The organism is Flavobacterium sp. WG21, from assembly GCF_000335775.1.
Lineage (GTDB): Bacteria > Bacteroidota > Bacteroidia > Flavobacteriales > Flavobacteriaceae > Flavobacterium > Flavobacterium tructae.
The window spans coordinates 78793-94128 of the sequence record NZ_AMYW01000004.1; the positions used below are offsets into that span (position 1 = coordinate 78793).

At 34.6% G+C, this 15336-nt stretch carries 19 protein-coding genes; 8 read left to right on the forward strand and 11 right to left on the reverse strand.

Annotation, left to right across the window (positions count from 1 at the left end; translation table 11 throughout):
- Positions 1 to 5 precede the first annotated feature (5 nt).
- Positions 6 to 584 carry a YdeI family protein gene (locus tag C245_RS0104630; RefSeq protein WP_017495414.1) on the forward strand — a complete coding sequence of 193 codons (579 nt, stop codon included), beginning with the start codon at positions 6 to 8 and terminating at the stop codon, positions 582 to 584.
- 198 nt (positions 585 to 782) lie between these two features.
- Here the strand turns inward: C245_RS0104630 and yajC are convergent, their stop codons facing one another.
- The 3 genes from yajC to C245_RS0104645 all read right to left on the reverse strand — a co-directional run bounded on the left by yajC (position 783) and on the right by C245_RS0104645 (position 3383).
- Positions 783 to 1058, reverse strand: a complete 276-nt coding sequence (gene yajC / locus C245_RS0104635; protein ID WP_026109868.1) for a preprotein translocase subunit YajC — start codon at positions 1056 to 1058, stop codon at positions 783 to 785.
- A 113-nt stretch (positions 1059 to 1171) separates the two neighbouring features.
- On the reverse strand, positions 1172 to 2083 hold the full coding sequence (gene nusB, locus C245_RS0104640; protein ID WP_026109869.1) for a transcription antitermination factor NusB: 912 nt from the start codon (positions 2081 to 2083) through the stop codon (positions 1172 to 1174).
- Between the two features lie 193 nt (positions 2084 to 2276).
- On the reverse strand, positions 2277 to 3383 hold the full coding sequence (locus C245_RS0104645) for a Glu/Leu/Phe/Val dehydrogenase (protein WP_017495417.1): 1107 nt from the start codon (positions 3381 to 3383) through the stop codon (positions 2277 to 2279).
- Positions 3384 to 3588: 205 nt separating this feature from the next.
- Between C245_RS0104645 and C245_RS0104650 the strand changes: the two genes are divergently transcribed.
- From C245_RS0104650 to C245_RS0104660, 3 genes are all read left to right on the forward strand, one after another.
- Positions 3589 to 5367, forward strand: coding sequence for an ABC transporter ATP-binding protein (locus C245_RS0104650; protein ID WP_017495418.1), 1779 nt, complete (start codon positions 3589 to 3591; stop codon positions 5365 to 5367).
- A 68-nt stretch (positions 5368 to 5435) separates the two neighbouring features.
- A complete protein-coding gene (locus C245_RS0104655; protein ID WP_017495419.1) occupies positions 5436 to 5804 on the forward strand; it encodes a PUR family DNA/RNA-binding protein in 369 nt (122 codons plus the stop codon).
- Between the two features lie 144 nt (positions 5805 to 5948).
- Complete coding sequence (locus tag C245_RS0104660) at positions 5949 to 6494, forward strand: alpha/beta hydrolase (protein ID WP_017495420.1); 546 nt, start codon at positions 5949 to 5951, stop codon at positions 6492 to 6494.
- Between the two features lie 87 nt (positions 6495 to 6581).
- Here the strand turns inward: C245_RS0104660 and C245_RS0104665 are convergent, their stop codons facing one another.
- Complete coding sequence (locus C245_RS0104665; protein WP_017495421.1) at positions 6582 to 6917, reverse strand: tRNA-binding protein; 336 nt, start codon at positions 6915 to 6917, stop codon at positions 6582 to 6584.
- A 216-nt stretch (positions 6918 to 7133) separates the two neighbouring features.
- Here C245_RS0104665 and C245_RS0104670 point away from each other — a divergent pair, with 216 nt between their 5' ends.
- Both C245_RS0104670 and C245_RS0104675 read left to right on the forward strand, forming a co-directional pair.
- Positions 7134 to 7697, forward strand: coding sequence for a thioredoxin family protein (locus C245_RS0104670; protein ID WP_017495422.1), 564 nt, complete (start codon positions 7134 to 7136; stop codon positions 7695 to 7697).
- A 332-nt stretch (positions 7698 to 8029) separates the two neighbouring features.
- Positions 8030 to 8425, forward strand: coding sequence for a GreA/GreB family elongation factor (locus tag C245_RS0104675; protein WP_017495423.1), 396 nt, complete (start codon positions 8030 to 8032; stop codon positions 8423 to 8425).
- Between the two features lie 109 nt (positions 8426 to 8534).
- On the opposite strand, the gene C245_RS0104680 is transcribed toward C245_RS0104675, so the two are convergent.
- The 7 genes from C245_RS0104680 to C245_RS0104710 form a co-directional block, all read right to left on the reverse strand.
- Positions 8535 to 8846: a cytochrome c gene (locus C245_RS0104680; RefSeq protein ID WP_017495424.1), complete on the reverse strand. Its 312-nt coding sequence runs from the start codon at positions 8844 to 8846 to the stop codon at positions 8535 to 8537.
- A gap of 92 nt (positions 8847 to 8938) precedes the next feature.
- Positions 8939 to 9871, reverse strand: coding sequence for a peptidylprolyl isomerase (locus tag C245_RS0104685; protein ID WP_017495425.1), 933 nt, complete (start codon positions 9869 to 9871; stop codon positions 8939 to 8941).
- A 51-nt stretch (positions 9872 to 9922) separates the two neighbouring features.
- Positions 9923 to 11068 (reverse strand): MFS transporter, encoded by a 1146-nt coding sequence (locus tag C245_RS0104690; protein ID WP_017495426.1) that lies wholly within the window; start codon positions 11066 to 11068, stop codon positions 9923 to 9925.
- 142 nt (positions 11069 to 11210) lie between these two features.
- Positions 11211 to 11561: a cupin domain-containing protein gene (locus C245_RS0104695; protein ID WP_017495427.1), complete on the reverse strand. Its 351-nt coding sequence runs from the start codon at positions 11559 to 11561 to the stop codon at positions 11211 to 11213.
- A 115-nt stretch (positions 11562 to 11676) separates the two neighbouring features.
- On the reverse strand, positions 11677 to 12138 hold the full coding sequence (gene tnpA, locus C245_RS0104700; RefSeq protein ID WP_026109871.1) for an IS200/IS605 family transposase: 462 nt from the start codon (positions 12136 to 12138) through the stop codon (positions 11677 to 11679).
- A gap of 331 nt (positions 12139 to 12469) precedes the next feature.
- A complete protein-coding gene (locus C245_RS0104705) occupies positions 12470 to 12925 on the reverse strand; it encodes a nuclear transport factor 2 family protein (protein ID WP_017495429.1) in 456 nt (151 codons plus the stop codon).
- A gap of 115 nt (positions 12926 to 13040) precedes the next feature.
- Positions 13041 to 13370, reverse strand: coding sequence for a hypothetical protein (locus C245_RS0104710; RefSeq protein WP_017495430.1), 330 nt, complete (start codon positions 13368 to 13370; stop codon positions 13041 to 13043).
- 259 nt (positions 13371 to 13629) lie between these two features.
- Between C245_RS0104710 and trmD the strand changes: the two genes are divergently transcribed.
- Complete coding sequence (gene trmD, locus C245_RS0104715) at positions 13630 to 14310, forward strand: tRNA (guanosine(37)-N1)-methyltransferase TrmD (RefSeq protein ID WP_017495431.1); 681 nt, start codon at positions 13630 to 13632, stop codon at positions 14308 to 14310.
- A 102-nt stretch (positions 14311 to 14412) separates the two neighbouring features.
- Complete coding sequence (locus C245_RS0104720; RefSeq protein ID WP_017495432.1) at positions 14413 to 15237, forward strand: GyrI-like domain-containing protein; 825 nt, start codon at positions 14413 to 14415, stop codon at positions 15235 to 15237.
- Positions 15238 to 15336 lie beyond the last annotated feature (99 nt).

Here is a 15336-nt window from a genome sequence, read left to right on the forward strand (position 1 = left end):
GAAGTATGTCCGATAAAAAACACGTTTGGGATAAAGTCAACAATTGGGAAGAAGAACTTCTTTTCCTAAAAGCTATTATTGACAAAACCGAACTGGTTGAAACCGTAAAATGGGGAGGCCCCGTTTATGTATACAACAAAAAAAATGTTATCGGCATAGGTGGCTTTAAAGAGTATTTTACGATTTGGTTTTTCAATGGGGTTTTCCTGAAAGACGAGAAAAAGAAACTCATCAATGCGCAGGAAGATAAAACAAAATCGCTACGCCAATGGCGTTTTACTTCAAAAGATCAGGTAAACGAGGCAGAAGTTTTGGCCTACATTTCGGAAGCTATTGAGAACGAAAAACAAGGAAAAATCATCAAACCTTCAAAAAAAGAAGCTATTGTTTCTGAGCTTTTTCAGAAAGAACTCGACCAAAACTCTGCTCTGGCAGAGGCATTTCAAAAGTTCAGTCCTTACAAGCAATATGAATTTCTGGAGTACATTGAAACTGCCAAGCAAGACAAAACCAAACTTTCGAGAATTGAGAAAGTAATTCCGATGATACTGGAAAACATCGGATTGAATGATAAATACAGATAGGCTTAAATTTCAATTTTTTTAAGCTCCAAATTCCTAACTACACAAAACCTTTATCAAAGTTTAAAACTTTGAAAAAGGTTTTTTTCTTTACATAAAGAACTGTCATTTCGACTGAAATGACAATTAAAAAAAATCCCAAACTCCAGTTTTGGAATTTGGGATTTCATATTTTGAAATTTATTTTTTCGAAGAAAAAATTTAAGCTTTTTTATTCAAGGCAGCACTCATTTCCATAGAAATTGCTGAACGCTCAATTTTCAATTTTCCAGACATTGTTTCGATCACTGCACTAGTTTCAGCTAGCTCAACAATTTTACCGTGAAAACCACTTTTAGTAATTATTTTATCACCTACTTTTAGGCTGCTTTCAAATTCTTTTTCGTTTTTTACTCTTTTTTGTTGTGGTCGGATCATAAAGAAATACAACACGACAAACATTAGTAAATAAGGCGCAAATTTCATTAAATCTTGCATAGTATTCAGTTTTTATTTTTGTTATTAATATTCGTGCTTTGGGTTCCTGAATTTCACTTAGAGCGATATAACATAAACCGGAGTTTGAATTTTATTTATAGAGTCAAGTCGAATTACATCAACCCTCTTCCTACTTTAATCATCTTTTTATTCGCTGTAAGCTCTTTAACCAGATTGTCTAAAATTCCGTTGATAAAAATACTACTTTTTGGTGTAGAATACTCTTTTGCAATTTCTAAATATTCGTTAAGAGTTACTTTTACTGGAATAGAAGGGAATTTTAAGAATTCGCAGATAGCCATTTTTAAAATAATAGTATCAATTTCTGCAATCCTTTCACTGTCCCAGTTTGGTGTTTTATCATCGTATTCTTTTGCCAAAACCGATTCGTTTAAAACTGTTCTTCTGAACAAATCTTTAGCAAAATCCTTATCCTCAACATCTTTATACAATTTAGGCACTCTAAAATCGTCCGGATCTTCTGTTTTAATCGCTTTTAATTGTTTGATGATGTGTGTATTTACAACCGGAATGTCATCCACCCAGGTTAATTTATCATCCTCTAAATACTCATATAATTTTTCATTTGGAACAATTACTTCAGCAAACAAATCAATTACAAATTGCCTGTCTTCTTCAAAAGTATTGGTTGTAGTACTCATGTATTTCGCATACAAAGCACTTGACTTGATATCATTTAAAAGCAAAATGATATAATCGTCGTTTAGGTTCCAGTTGTTGATTTTACGATTTTCTAAAGCAATACTAAGTGAATTACTTTCGGCTAGGAGTTGAAAAATTTTGTTTTTAATAAATTTTTCATTCGGATTACGTTCTGCAGCGGTTGCAAGATGTTTTTTACTTGAAAGGTGTAAAAAAACGGACTCTTTTTTGCAAATTTCAATCAATGAAGAAAGCATTATAAGATATAGATCCTGAATATTATCAATACTGTAAAAAAGAAACTTCTCTTCTTTTTCCATATTATCAGAACCGCTTTGATGCATTGCATAAATGGATTGCATTACTTTAACGCGTATGTGTCTTCTATTTACCACCTCGTAAGAACATTTAAAAATTAGTCTGCAAAAGTAAGTATTTAACTCTTTATAATAAAATTAAAACGATAAAAAAAGTCTCAGTTTTCAGTCACAATTTCAAGATTTCTCTAAAAACTGTGACCGAGACTAAGACTCTTCAACAATAAACTATGTTTTATTATTTTTTAGCGTTTTCAATTTTTCTCAAATCGATACGATTTTGAGCAATTGTCAAAGCCGCTTTGTGCGTTGTCATTCCGTTTTTCACAGCATACTCGATAATCTCTAAAGTTGTGTTATAGATATTTTCGGTTTTTGACATGATTTCAGCTTTACCGTAATGCTCTAATTCAGCATATACGTTGATAATTCCACCAGCGTTGATTAAGAAATCCGGAGCATATAAAATCCCTCTTTCCTGTAATCTTGCTCCGTGAACATTCTCATCAGCCAACTGATTGTTAGCTGCTCCGGCAATAACTTTAGCCTTAATTTTATCTACAGTTGCATCATTAATGATCGCTCCCATTGCACACGGTGCGTAAATATCAACATCAGCTGTATACAAATCTTCACCAGAATAGATTGAAGCATTGTATTTCGAAGCTACCTGAAATAATTTCTCTTCATTGATATCCGTAATTGTAACGATTGCTCCTTCTTTAGTTAAGTACTCAACCAAAGCCTCACCTACGTGACCTATTCCCTGAACTAAAACTTTTTTACCTTCTAAAACATCAGTACCAAACTGACTTTTAGCAGCAGCTTTCATTCCTAAATAAACACCGTAAGCAGTTATTGGAGAAGGATTTCCTGAACCACCTCTTTCTTCAGAAATACCCGTAACATAAGGCGTTACGTCTCTAACAGTGTCCATGTCTTTTGTTTCCATTCCAACATCCTCAGCCGTAATATATCTACCGCCTAAAGAGTGAACAAATTCACCAAACTTACGCATTAATTCAGGTGTTTTTTGCGTTTTAGCATCACCAATAATTACTGCTTTACCTCCACCGATATTCAATCCGGTAATGGCTGATTTATAGGTCATACCTCTTGAAAGACGCAAAACATCGTTTAATGCTTCCCATTCAGTATTGTAATTCCACATTCTAGTACCTCCTAAAGCTGGTCCCATAACTGAATTATGAATACCAATAATTGCTTTTAAACCTGTATCTTTGTCATTGCAAAATACAATTTGTTCGTGATCGTCAAAAGACAATTGACCAAAAACAGGATCCATTTTCTGAAGTTCTTTTCCAGTTGCGAAAGTTGCATCCATAGCGCTACTATATTATTTTGTTAAAATTATGAATATGTCAAAAAGACTTCTCAAATTTATATAAAAAATATACATGTGCTAATTTATTATCTTTAAAATAACAATCTAACAATCGTTTTGTTTTGATAAAATTATATATTGCATTAATTTTTATTCATAATATTTCATCAAATCGAAACATTTTAACATTGAATCTCTTAAAAAAATGAAAGAATTAAGTTATTTAAACAAATATTTCATCAAATATAAATATAGTTTTTCTTTAGGTATTTTAATCACCATAATCGCACAAATATTCTCTCTGTTTACTCCAAAGCTTATTAGCAAGTCGTTAAACGCTATCGAAAAGTTTGACAAACTGCCAAAAGCCGATCAATCTTCGCAAATCGTCATTGATTCGTATCGCGAAGGATTAATCCATAACGTACTGCTAATCATAGCTACTACCATTGTAGCAGGATTCTTAACGTTCTTAATGCGTCAGACTTTGATTGTAATGTCGCGTCATATCGAGTTTGATTTAAAAAATGAGGTTTTCAAACAATACGAAAGACTCTCACAAAATTTTTACAAACAAAACCGCACCGGAGATTTAATGAACCGTATTAGCGAAGACGTTTCAAAAGTTCGTATGTATGTGGGGCCTGCCGTAATGTATACGATCAATACTTTTATTCGTTTTGCCATTGTCATTATATATATGTACAATGTCTCACCATTATTGACATTGTACACTATTTTGCCTTTGCCTATTCTTTCCTATTGTATTTTCAAACTAAGCTCGGAAATCAACAAAAGAAGTACCACTTTTCAGCAATATTTATCTAAAGTTTCCAGCTTTACACAAGAAATCTTTTCCGGTATCCGTGTTATAAAAGCCAACTCACTGGAAAATCAGCATCAAAACAACATGGTCGCTCTGGCTGACGAAAGCAAAAAAAAGAGCTTAGATTTAGCCAAAGTACAGTCCTTATTTGGCCCTTTGATGATTGCTTTAATCGGAATCAGTAACCTTGTAGTCATTTACTTTGGAGGTGTTATGTACATTAACGGAACGATTCCGAATATTGGAACGATTGCTGAGTTTATTTTATATGTAAATATGTTGACCTGGCCAGTAGCTTCATTAGGATGGGTTTCATCAATGGTACAGGAGGCCGAAGCTTCTCAGAAACGTTTGAATGAATTTTTAAAAATCGAACCTGAAATAAAAAACAATAACGAAAATCATTCCGATATTGAAGGCACAATTTCTTTTGAAAATGTAAGCTATACCTACGAAGACACCAATATTGAAGCACTTAAAAATGTAACTTTTACTGTCAAAAAAGGAGAGACACTGGCTATTTTAGGAAAAACCGGTTCCGGGAAGTCCACAATATTATCGCTAATCTCTCGTTTATATGATGTAACCGAAGGGAAAATCACCATTGATCAAAACGAAATCAGCGGTCTGAATCTATATGATTTACGAAATAATGTTGGAATTGTACCTCAGGACGCTTTTCTATTCTCGGACACTATTAAAAACAATATAAAATTCGGCAATCAGAACGCTACAGATGAAGAAGTGATCGAAGCGGCCAAAAATGCGGTAGTTCATGATAATATTATCGCTTTTAACAAACAATACGATACTGTTTTAGGAGAAAGAGGAATCACTCTCTCAGGCGGACAAAAGCAGCGTGTCTCTATTGCGCGCGCCATTATTAAAAATCCGGCGATTTTACTTTTCGACGATTGTTTGTCCGCAGTGGACACAGAAACAGAGGAAACGATTCTTAGCAATTTATTTGAAATTTGCAAGGATAAAACTACAATAATAGTAAGTCACAGGGTATCATCTGCAAAAAATGCCGATAAAATAATCATTCTGGAAGACGGGAAGATCATTCAACAAGGCTCTCATAATCAATTAATAAATCAGGAAGGCTATTATGCATCGTTATATTTAAAACAACTTTCGGAAAAAGAATTACTTTAATTGTTGCGTAATCGATAATTTTTTATGATTTTTGAGTACTATTAATTCCAAAAATGATAGAACGTATTATGAGAGAAAATGACATGTTAGAAAAAGAAGAGATTTTTTCTAAAGTATTACGAGCAGGAAGAAGAACTTATTTCTTTGATGTGAGAGCTACTAAAGCTGATGATTATTATATCACAATTACCGAAAGTAAAAAATTTACTGAGGAAGACGGTTCCTTTCATTTTAAGAAACACAAGATCTACTTGTATAAAGAAGACTTTAGTGCTTTTGCCGAAATACTTGAAGAAATGACTTCCTATGTCCTGAACCACAAGGGCGAAGAAGTAATCTCTGAAAGACATCAAAAAGATTTCAAAAAAGAATATGGTTCTGATAAACCTGAAGGACAAAGAACCAGTTTTACAGATATAGATTTTGACGATATTTAGTCGACGGAAGACTTTTTTAAAAGTATAAGTCCATAGTGTTTTGCATTTTGGACTTTTTTTAAACACATAAACTCTACTAATTTGGTAGAATATTTATTTATGCTTTAAAATAAGTAATTCAACTATCTTGATAAAAAAGCAACAATGGAAATACAGCTATTGATTCTGCCAGGTCTTGGAAATTCAGGAGACAAACACTGGCAAACGTTTTGGCATGAGAAATTTAAAAATTCAACCCGCATCGTTCACGACGAATGGGATGAGCCTATTCGCGCAGAATGGCTTGAGCGTTTAAAAGAAGAAATCTCCAGGCTTAATGGTCCGACAATACTAGTAGCACACAGCCTAGCTGTTTCACTCGTTCTACATTGGGCACAGAACAACAACAATCCAAACATAGTGGGTGCCTTACTGGTTGCACCTGCCGATGTAGATTCTCCTGCACACACACCGGAATCTATACGAAACTTTTCACCCATGCCAACCTCGAAACTGCCTTTTCCTTCTATTGTTGTAGCGAGCGAAAACGATCCTTACGCGACTTTTGAGCGAAAAAAATACTTTGCCGAAATGTGGGGAAGCGATCTTGTCAATGTGGGACAAAGAGGACACATCAACTCCGATTCGGATTTAAAATATTGGGAAGAAGGACAATTGATTTTGAAACAATTGATCGAGAAAACAAAATAGTCTACAGTCGCAATTTTCGGTCGCAGTCTGCATACTGAAAACTGAGACTGAAAACTGAGACTGTAAACTGTGACTGAATACTGTAAACTAACCTATACGCAGTCCATTTTCTATTTTAAAATCGGGTGCCAATAAAATAACATCCCCCTCCTTGCCTATTGCGCCAAGAACCAGGCATTCGCTCATAAATTTCCCAATCTGCTTTTTAGGAAAATTGACTACTGAAATAATTTGTCGGTTTAGTAAATCTTCTTTTTTATAATGCACCGTTATTTGAGCTGATGATTTACGGATTCCTATTTCGGGACCAAAATCAATGGTAAGCTGGTAGGCCGGTTTTCTGGCTTCGGGAAAATCATTTACTTCTATAATTGTTCCGACACGCATATCGGTTCTTTCAAATTCACTCCAGGTTAAATCCATTTTTTGTTTTACTATTTGATGTTTTACAAACCTATTAATTTTACCATTACAACCGCCAATTCCATAACTGTTTTTTGAGTTGTTTTCCTCATTTCAGAAATCATATTGTAGTTCTGATCTCATCAAAGAAAATATGCTCCAAAAATTAAAAACAAGTCCATATCCTTTCTTTTACAGAAATTTAAAGTTATTTTTGAAGAACTTATTTCTACAAAAATGGCACGAACTCCTTCTAATATGATTCCTCTTGGAACAATTGCTCCAGATTTCAAATTAAGAGATACCAATTCGAATAATGAGTATTCATTTGACGATTTGAGGGGCTCGAAAGGTACGCTGGTTATGTTTATTTGCAACCATTGTCCATTTGTACTTCATGTTATCAAAGAGGTTGTCATGATTGCCAATGATTATCGTGTACAGGGAATTGGTGTGATTGCGATTTCAAGCAACGATGTTAAAAACTATCCGCAAGACGGTCCCGAATTAATGACCGACTTTGCTTTTCAGAACAAAATCGATTTCCCGTATTTGTACGACGAAAGCCAGGAAGTAGCCAAAGCCTACGAAGCGGCTTGCACTCCTGATTTTTATTTATTTGACAATCAGAACCGATTGTTTTACCGTGGTCAATTAGACGATTCAAGACCAGGAAACGGAATTCCGTTAAGCGGAAGTGATCTTCGCAGTGCAATTGATGCTCTTATCTATAACAGAAGTCTGAAAGATCCGCAAAAACCAAGTATTGGCTGCAACATCAAATGGAAAACATCATTTTAGTGTTTTCAAAAAGTTTGCTTATCTTTACAAATCAAATTAATTATTCCCACAGTGACTACTATAAATCTATTTACAGTTTCTCCGGTATCGCTTTCTCCTACGAGAAGAGCATACTCGGCTGTATTTATTTCACATAGTAAGGCCTTTATCAATTAGGCCTCCGTCTATTTCAATTTCTTCTCTCAGACGGAGGATTATTTTTTTTAAAATTTTCAGTTTACAATTTTCAGTTTTTAACAGCAGTCTTCCTTTACAGACCGCCAGAAATGACCGTAGCAATACTTTGTATCTGAAAATTCTACACAGTCAACCCACAATAAATTAGAATAGATATGAAACCAACACCTACATTCTGTAAGTCAGATTATCAATTTTTAAGAGAATTGATCCTAAAAAGTAAAAACGCAACCAATGCTAAAGAAATTGGACAACTTTCGAACGAATTGGACCGCGCTGTTATCCGTAAAGAAAGCGAATTAGACAGCAGCACTATACGCATTAATTCCCATGTTATTATTGAAGATGTAAAAGCAAAAAAACAAATGAAAATTCAAATTGTCCTTCCTTCATTTGCAGACGTAAAAGAGGGCAAAATATCAATATTAGCGCCACTAAGTGTTGCTATCATTGGCTTTAAAAAAGACGATGTTGTCGATTGGGAATTACCTGCCGGAATAAAAACTTTAAAAATAGCAGCGGTTGACAATTCTTCTGAAAACGCTTCTTAATTTTCTAAACACCTCCCGCGTGAAGGTGTTTTTTTATGCTCCGTTTGGAGCAAAAAAAAACTATTCAAAATAATATGAATAGTTTTTATGCTTTTTAAATTACAACTCCTTACAATTGAGAAGTTATATAGTTTGATATTAAAGTAATTTGAGTATCGTCTACCTTCGCTTTTTTCTGCATTCTTACCAGAATTGGCTTCCAGTCTTCCTGACTAAATTTCTTCGGATCGTATAATTTATGACATCTTGCACAACTGTTTTCGTACAAGTTTTTACCTTCTGCCAATGCAGGAGTTAGTTCTGTAGTTTTTGCCGTCTCAGTTGCAGCCGGAGTGGCTGTTGCAACCGGAGCTGCTTTTTTTGTACCGCACGAAATCAAAAGCAATGTCGCAGCGGTTAAAGTTAGGATCCTTAATTTCATTGTTCTTGTTTTTTAAAGTAAATATAAAAAAAATCCCATTCGGCTAGCGAATGGGATTGCTATTTAAAACAATACTAAATTGCTGTAAAGTCTTATTTTACGTCCATTAATTCAACGTCAAAAATCAAAGTTGCGTGTGGTGGAATAACTCCTCCTGCACCTGAAGCTCCGTAAGCTAAATCAGATGGAATTACAAAACGAGCTTTGTCACCTACTTGTAATAAAGCAATACCTTCGTCCCATCCCTCGATAACCTGGCCCTGGCCTAATCTAAATTCGATCGGTTTTTTACGTGGGTAAGAAGAATCAAATACTTTTCCGTTTTCTAAAGAACCTTCGTAGTGTACTGCAACAGTTTTACCTGCTTCCGCTTTTTTACCTTCTCCTTTTTGGATCATTTTATAACGCAATCCACTATCTGTTTTATCAAAACCTGCAGCCAATTGCTCCATCTTTGCTTCTGATTCCGCTTTTAAAGCAGCATCACGCTTCAAACGAGCTCCTTTTAAAGAAATAAAAGCTTCGATTGCATTCCATTTTTGAGCTTCTTCACCTACTCTGATGATTTCTACTGCATCAAGATTATCTCCCTGAGCTACAGCATCCACAACATCCTGTCCTTCGATTACATGACCAAAAACGGTATGTTTTCCGTCTAACCATGAAGTTGGAACGTGAGTAATGTAAAATTGAGAACCGTTACTTGCCGGACCTGAATTTGCCATTGCTAAAACTCCCGGACGATCGTGTTTCAAGCTTGGGTGAAACTCATCATCAAATTTGTATCCAGGATCTCCGGTTCCAGTTCCTTTTGGACATCCTCCCTGAATCATAAAATCAGGAATTACTCTGTGAAAAGTTAATCCGTCATAGAATTTTTGTCCTTGAGGTTTAACTTTATTTTCCATATTTCCTTCTGCAAGAGCTACAAAATTCCCTACAGTTCCAGGTGTTAAATCGTGTGTAAGTTTTACTAAAATCGAACCTTTACTAGTGTTGAATTTAGCATATATTCCGTTTTCCATGGTTGTTATTTTTTATTTGATTGCAAATTTACAAATTAATTTTATATCAATTTATGCTTTCTGTTTTTTAGACTTTGATTTGTAAGTAAGACCATAAACCGTAAATGCCAGTGCCGATAATCCAACACATCCAATGGTTACGGCATGCCATCCGCCCAGTTTCCACAACAACAATCCGTAAGCCGATCCGGCTGCTGTTCCTAAAAAACTAAACGACATAAAGACGGTATTCAATCGGTTTCTGGCTTCAGGAAGTAAGGAATACACGCGGGTTTGGTTTGAAATATGCACTCCCTGAATTCCGATATCAATAAATACAATTCCAATCGCAATTCCGATCACACTTTCTATTGAAAAATAAAAAACCAGAAAACTAATTAAGATCAATAAACAACCGTAACCTACCGCAATTCTTGAGTTTCCTTTGTCTCCCATTTTTCCTACTAAAGGTGCCGCCAAAGCTCCTGATGCTCCCACAATTCCAAATAGTCCAATTGTAGCACTATTAAAACCGAATGGTTCTCCCGAAAGCAATAAAACCATAGTGGTCCAGAAGGCTCCAAATTGTGCAAAACTAAATACATTTATCAGTGTCGCTTCACGCAGAACCGGTTGTGTTTTTATAAGTGTAAAAAGGGATTGAATTAACTGCCCGTAAGTTCCCTCAAACTGAGGTTTATTGACCGGAAATTTATTCTGAATCACAAAAAAGATCAGTAAACAAATACCTGCAGCAATATAAAACATAGACCTCCAACCCAATACCTGGCCGATAAATCCGCTTAAAGTTCTGGAAAGCAATATCCCCACAAGTAAACCGCTCATGATGGTTCCGACTACTTTTCCACGTTGTTCAGGCGCACTTAAAGATGCTGCCAATGGTAAAATTAACTGTGGTACGATTGAAGTAATTCCGATTAATAACGAAGCTACCTGCAAAAGGAAAAAACTTTTTGCCGTTGCCGCAATAATCAAAGCAATTACAGAAGCAAAAGTGGTGATTAAAATTTGCTTTTTACGTTCGATTTTATCTCCTAACGGAACCATGAAAAACAGTCCTATAGCATAACCCGCCTGGGTTAGATAGGTTATTGTTCCCGCACTGGCTTCAGGAATTTTAAATTCGTTGGCAATTAAAACAATTAAAGGTTGGCAGTAATACAGGTTTGCAACTATAAGTCCGGTGCAAGCTGCCATAAATAAGACATTCGTTTTGGATAAATTCATTTTGCAAAAATACCAATCTAATTATTACCAAAACTTTAAAAAAATTATAATTTTTAAAGGTTTTAAAGCCAATTCGGTTCTTATTTTATAGCTTTTAATGGACTTTAAGCCCTTACGATTGTATAAAATCTTCTCGCATTGGACTAAAAACATCTGTCAGAAGTCCGCTTTCCAGACAAACTACTCCATGAATAGCATGAGGCGGAATGTAAAAACTATCTCCCTCCTTTAACGTTTGGGTGACTCCGCTAATGGTAACATCAAATTTACCACTGGAAACATAGGTAACCTGAGAATGATAGTGCTCATGTAAAACTCCGATTCCGCCTTTCTCAAAATGTACATTTACTAACATCACTCTTTCATCGAAAGCCAGAATTTTACGTTTGATTCCTTCTCCAACCACCTCCCACTCAATTTCATCTCCTTTTATAAATTCTTTACTTGTTTTTAGATGCTGCATTTTCTCTGTGTTTCATTAACTTTTCGTTTCTTGCAATTTCATTAATCGATAAACGTCTTTTCGTTTCGGCTATTTTTATCAAATTTAAGCTAATCTGTTTTCTTATTGCTTACTTCTAAATTAATTCTTTAAAAATAAACTTTTCATCATAATCAACTTCAGACTTTTGCAAAAAGTGAATATACTCTTCTCTCAGGGTTTTCTTTCTGTGGTGCGCTTCCTGGTTTTCAATATACCTGATTACAGTACTCAGTTGAGATTTACTGTATGAAAACGCTCCATAACCTTCCTGCCATTGAAAATGACTTTTAGACAATTTATTACTATTAATCCATTTTGAAGAATCCTGTTTAATATTTTTCATCAAATCAGAAATTGATTGCGCAGGTCTGATCCCGATTAAAATATGAATATGATCCGATACACCATTTATCGCCAGAAGCTTATGATCATTATTTTTTATAATTCCGGTTATATATTGATACAATTCGGCTTTCCATTCTTTGTCTATCAACGAACGTCTGAATTTCACTGCGAAAACAAAATGAATATGTATTTGGGTGTATGTGTTTGCCATAATTACCGATATTTAATTCCTGACGGAATAATTTGCGATGTGTAAAACATATATTTTTTTGATATTCTACCAATATTTAATTCCTGACGGAATAATTTGCGATGTGTAAAACATATATTTTTGATAGCCAAATTAATTCCTGACGAAATAATTTTAGATTATTTAAAATGAAGGAATAAAACTACAAATATTTTATCATTAAATATTACTTCCCTCAATTTATTTTACTTATTAGCAAAAAAAATGCTCCGTCAGGAGCAAGGATATCGGTAATCCATCGTCAACAATGTCCCGTAGGGACAACACCTCTTTTTACGGTTAGCAGCTGCCCTTAGTTTTCCTCTTCTTCAAAATTATCGAAATAGGTAAAATCTTTGGTAATTAATCCGTTTTCAATGGTAAAAATAGTGCAGATAGGCAGTTCAGATTTTGAATTATCGGGTGCTGTACCTGATGAAACAAACTCTACAATAATATGTTTGTCTCCCGACGGATAAACCTGAATCACTTTATCATGCAGATCCGGAAAAGCTGAATTAAGCTCTGCATACTTATCCGCAATTTGTTTACGGGTTTGCTTTACAATCCCCGGCCCTAGCGAAGGGTCTTTAAAATCAGCGGTATCCGTGTACATTTCTGACATCTTCTTCCAGTCGTGGTTGTTAAAATGTTCAAAATACTGTTTGATTAATTGTTCATTTTTTGTGGTATCCATAGGTTTTGATTGATTTTGATTGTTACAGGAAATAATTAGAAAAAACACCATTAACATTGCTATTTTCCTCATGATTTATCATTTTAAGTTACTTAAGATCAGTATAAAGAGAACATAAATATACTGAAATGATTTTCACCGCAGTAATAAATCAGCGCTATTTTCTTATAAAAAACAATCAATCCGTTTATTTTACAGCAATCGTTTGTGGCGGCTGCTGTTGTTTATCGGTTTTATACAAATAAATTTTCCCGTCTTTACGGGTGTATATATAAGTGTAATTCCAATAGTTTGAACCGGCAATTCTGGTACCTTCACTTGTATTTGTATTTGCATATACCTGATCTGCATAAATTAATATTTCCCCATGATCCTGATTATTTATAGTACGTATGGGAGGTCCCCACGCCTTTATAAGATTATTTTTAGACTGACCAATCCATTGATCGTTTGCATTTTTAGCTGTTGAACATGCCTGTAAAATCAATAGAACAGTTAATACTAATAGCTTTTTCATGGGATTTTATTTTTTGATGATTGAATCGTAATATTACTTAAAATTAGGCATCTTTTTTTTACATTTTAACTGCTTTATGTTATATAATTGTCACGTATTTAACTGTTTAACAAACACTTAAATACAAATCACCAAATAACACACCCGTTAGCAATTCATTCTGAGCAGTCTCTTAATTATTTTCTCTCATTTTCAAATCTTGAAAATTCACAAAAATTAACTTTGTATCTTTGCATCTTAGAACTATTGAAGAAAAAAAATGCGAATTGACATTATTACAATTTTACCTGAATTATTAAAGAGTCCGTTTGAGGCTTCGATTATGAAACGTGCCATAGACAAAGGTTTAGTAGAAGTTCATTTTCATAATTTGCGTGATTACACCACAAATAGGCAAAAAAGTGTTGACGATTATCCGTTTGGCGGTGGTGCCGGAATGGTAATGACAGTTCAGCCTATTGATGACTGTATCACACATTTAAAAAGTCAGCGTGAGTATGATGAAATTATCTATATGTCGCCTGATGGAGAAACTCTAAATCAAAAAATGGCCAATACGATGTCGATGTATGAAAACATTATCATTCTCTGCGGACATTATAAAGGGGTAGATCAACGTGTTCGTGACCATTTTATTACCAAAGAAATTTCAATTGGCGATTATGTATTATCCGGTGGAGAATTAGGCGCTTTAGTATTATCTGATGCTTTAATCCGATTGATTCCCGGTGTTTTGAGCGACGAAACTTCAGCATTGACTGATAGTTTTCAGGACAATCTGCTTTCGGGCCCTATATACACACGACCTGCAGATTATAAAGGCTGGAAAGTTCCTGAAGTACTAACGAGCGGACATTTTGCTAAAATTGACAAATGGCGCGAGGATATGGCCTACGAACATACTAAAAACAGACGCCCGGATTTATTGGAAGAAAAATAAAAAATATTCCCTTCTCATTTATTTTTAGTGATTCTTCTCCATCATACTTGAAAGCTGTAATTATCGTTATCTTTTTTGTTACTTCTTTCTAAAAGATAAAAAATGAGCGATTTTAATCTGAAACATATTTACAATACACGGAATTATATTGAGATGAATTACAATCAAATCATCTCAATAAATTCTCTGGAGCGTATTTCCTGTTACTCTTACAGGAATTTGCAACGCATTTTTTATTCTTTATTTAATGAAACCATCGGCGCTTATCAGACCCGATTGAAAGTAGAAAACGGGTACAAAAAACTGATCTACTCCAACAAACAAATCTCAGAAATTGCACTTGAAGTAGGTTTTGCCGATGTACAGTCTTTTTCAAAAACCTTCAAAAAACATTTCGACTGTGCTCCTTCACTAGCCCGCAATCAAAAAGAACTTTTATTAAACGATACGGGTATTCTTCAATCTTTTACCTCCTTTTTAAAGCCTGAAATACTTGTAATTCCGGAAACAGCTGTTTATTACCTTAGCTCCAAAACGCATTATATTAATCCCGAAATAGAAAATCTTTGGGAGACTCTTTTAAAAAATGAATTCCCTGAAACGGATGCTCGCTTCTTCGGAGTTATAACGGATGACATTTTAATTACCGAAAAAATAAATTGTACTTACGAAGCCTGCATTGCGACAACCGCTGTTCTTAAAAACCTTCCAAAGAAGCAAATTTTTGGGGGCAAATATGCTCGCTTTTTTCACCATGGAAGCTACCACACCCTTGAAGAAACGTATAATCAAATCTTTGGTGGCTGGTTTCTAACCCATGATTATGAACTTTCACATTTGCCTGTTATTGAACAATACCTGAAAACAAGCGACAATTGTGATAACGAATCTGACTATCTCACAGCGATTTTTATTCCGCTTATTTGATTTGTCCATTTTGGACAACTGCCGGATTACGTTTTAGAAATACATTTGTACCGTCAAAATACTAGTAACACAATGACGCTAAACAAGTTAATTCACAAC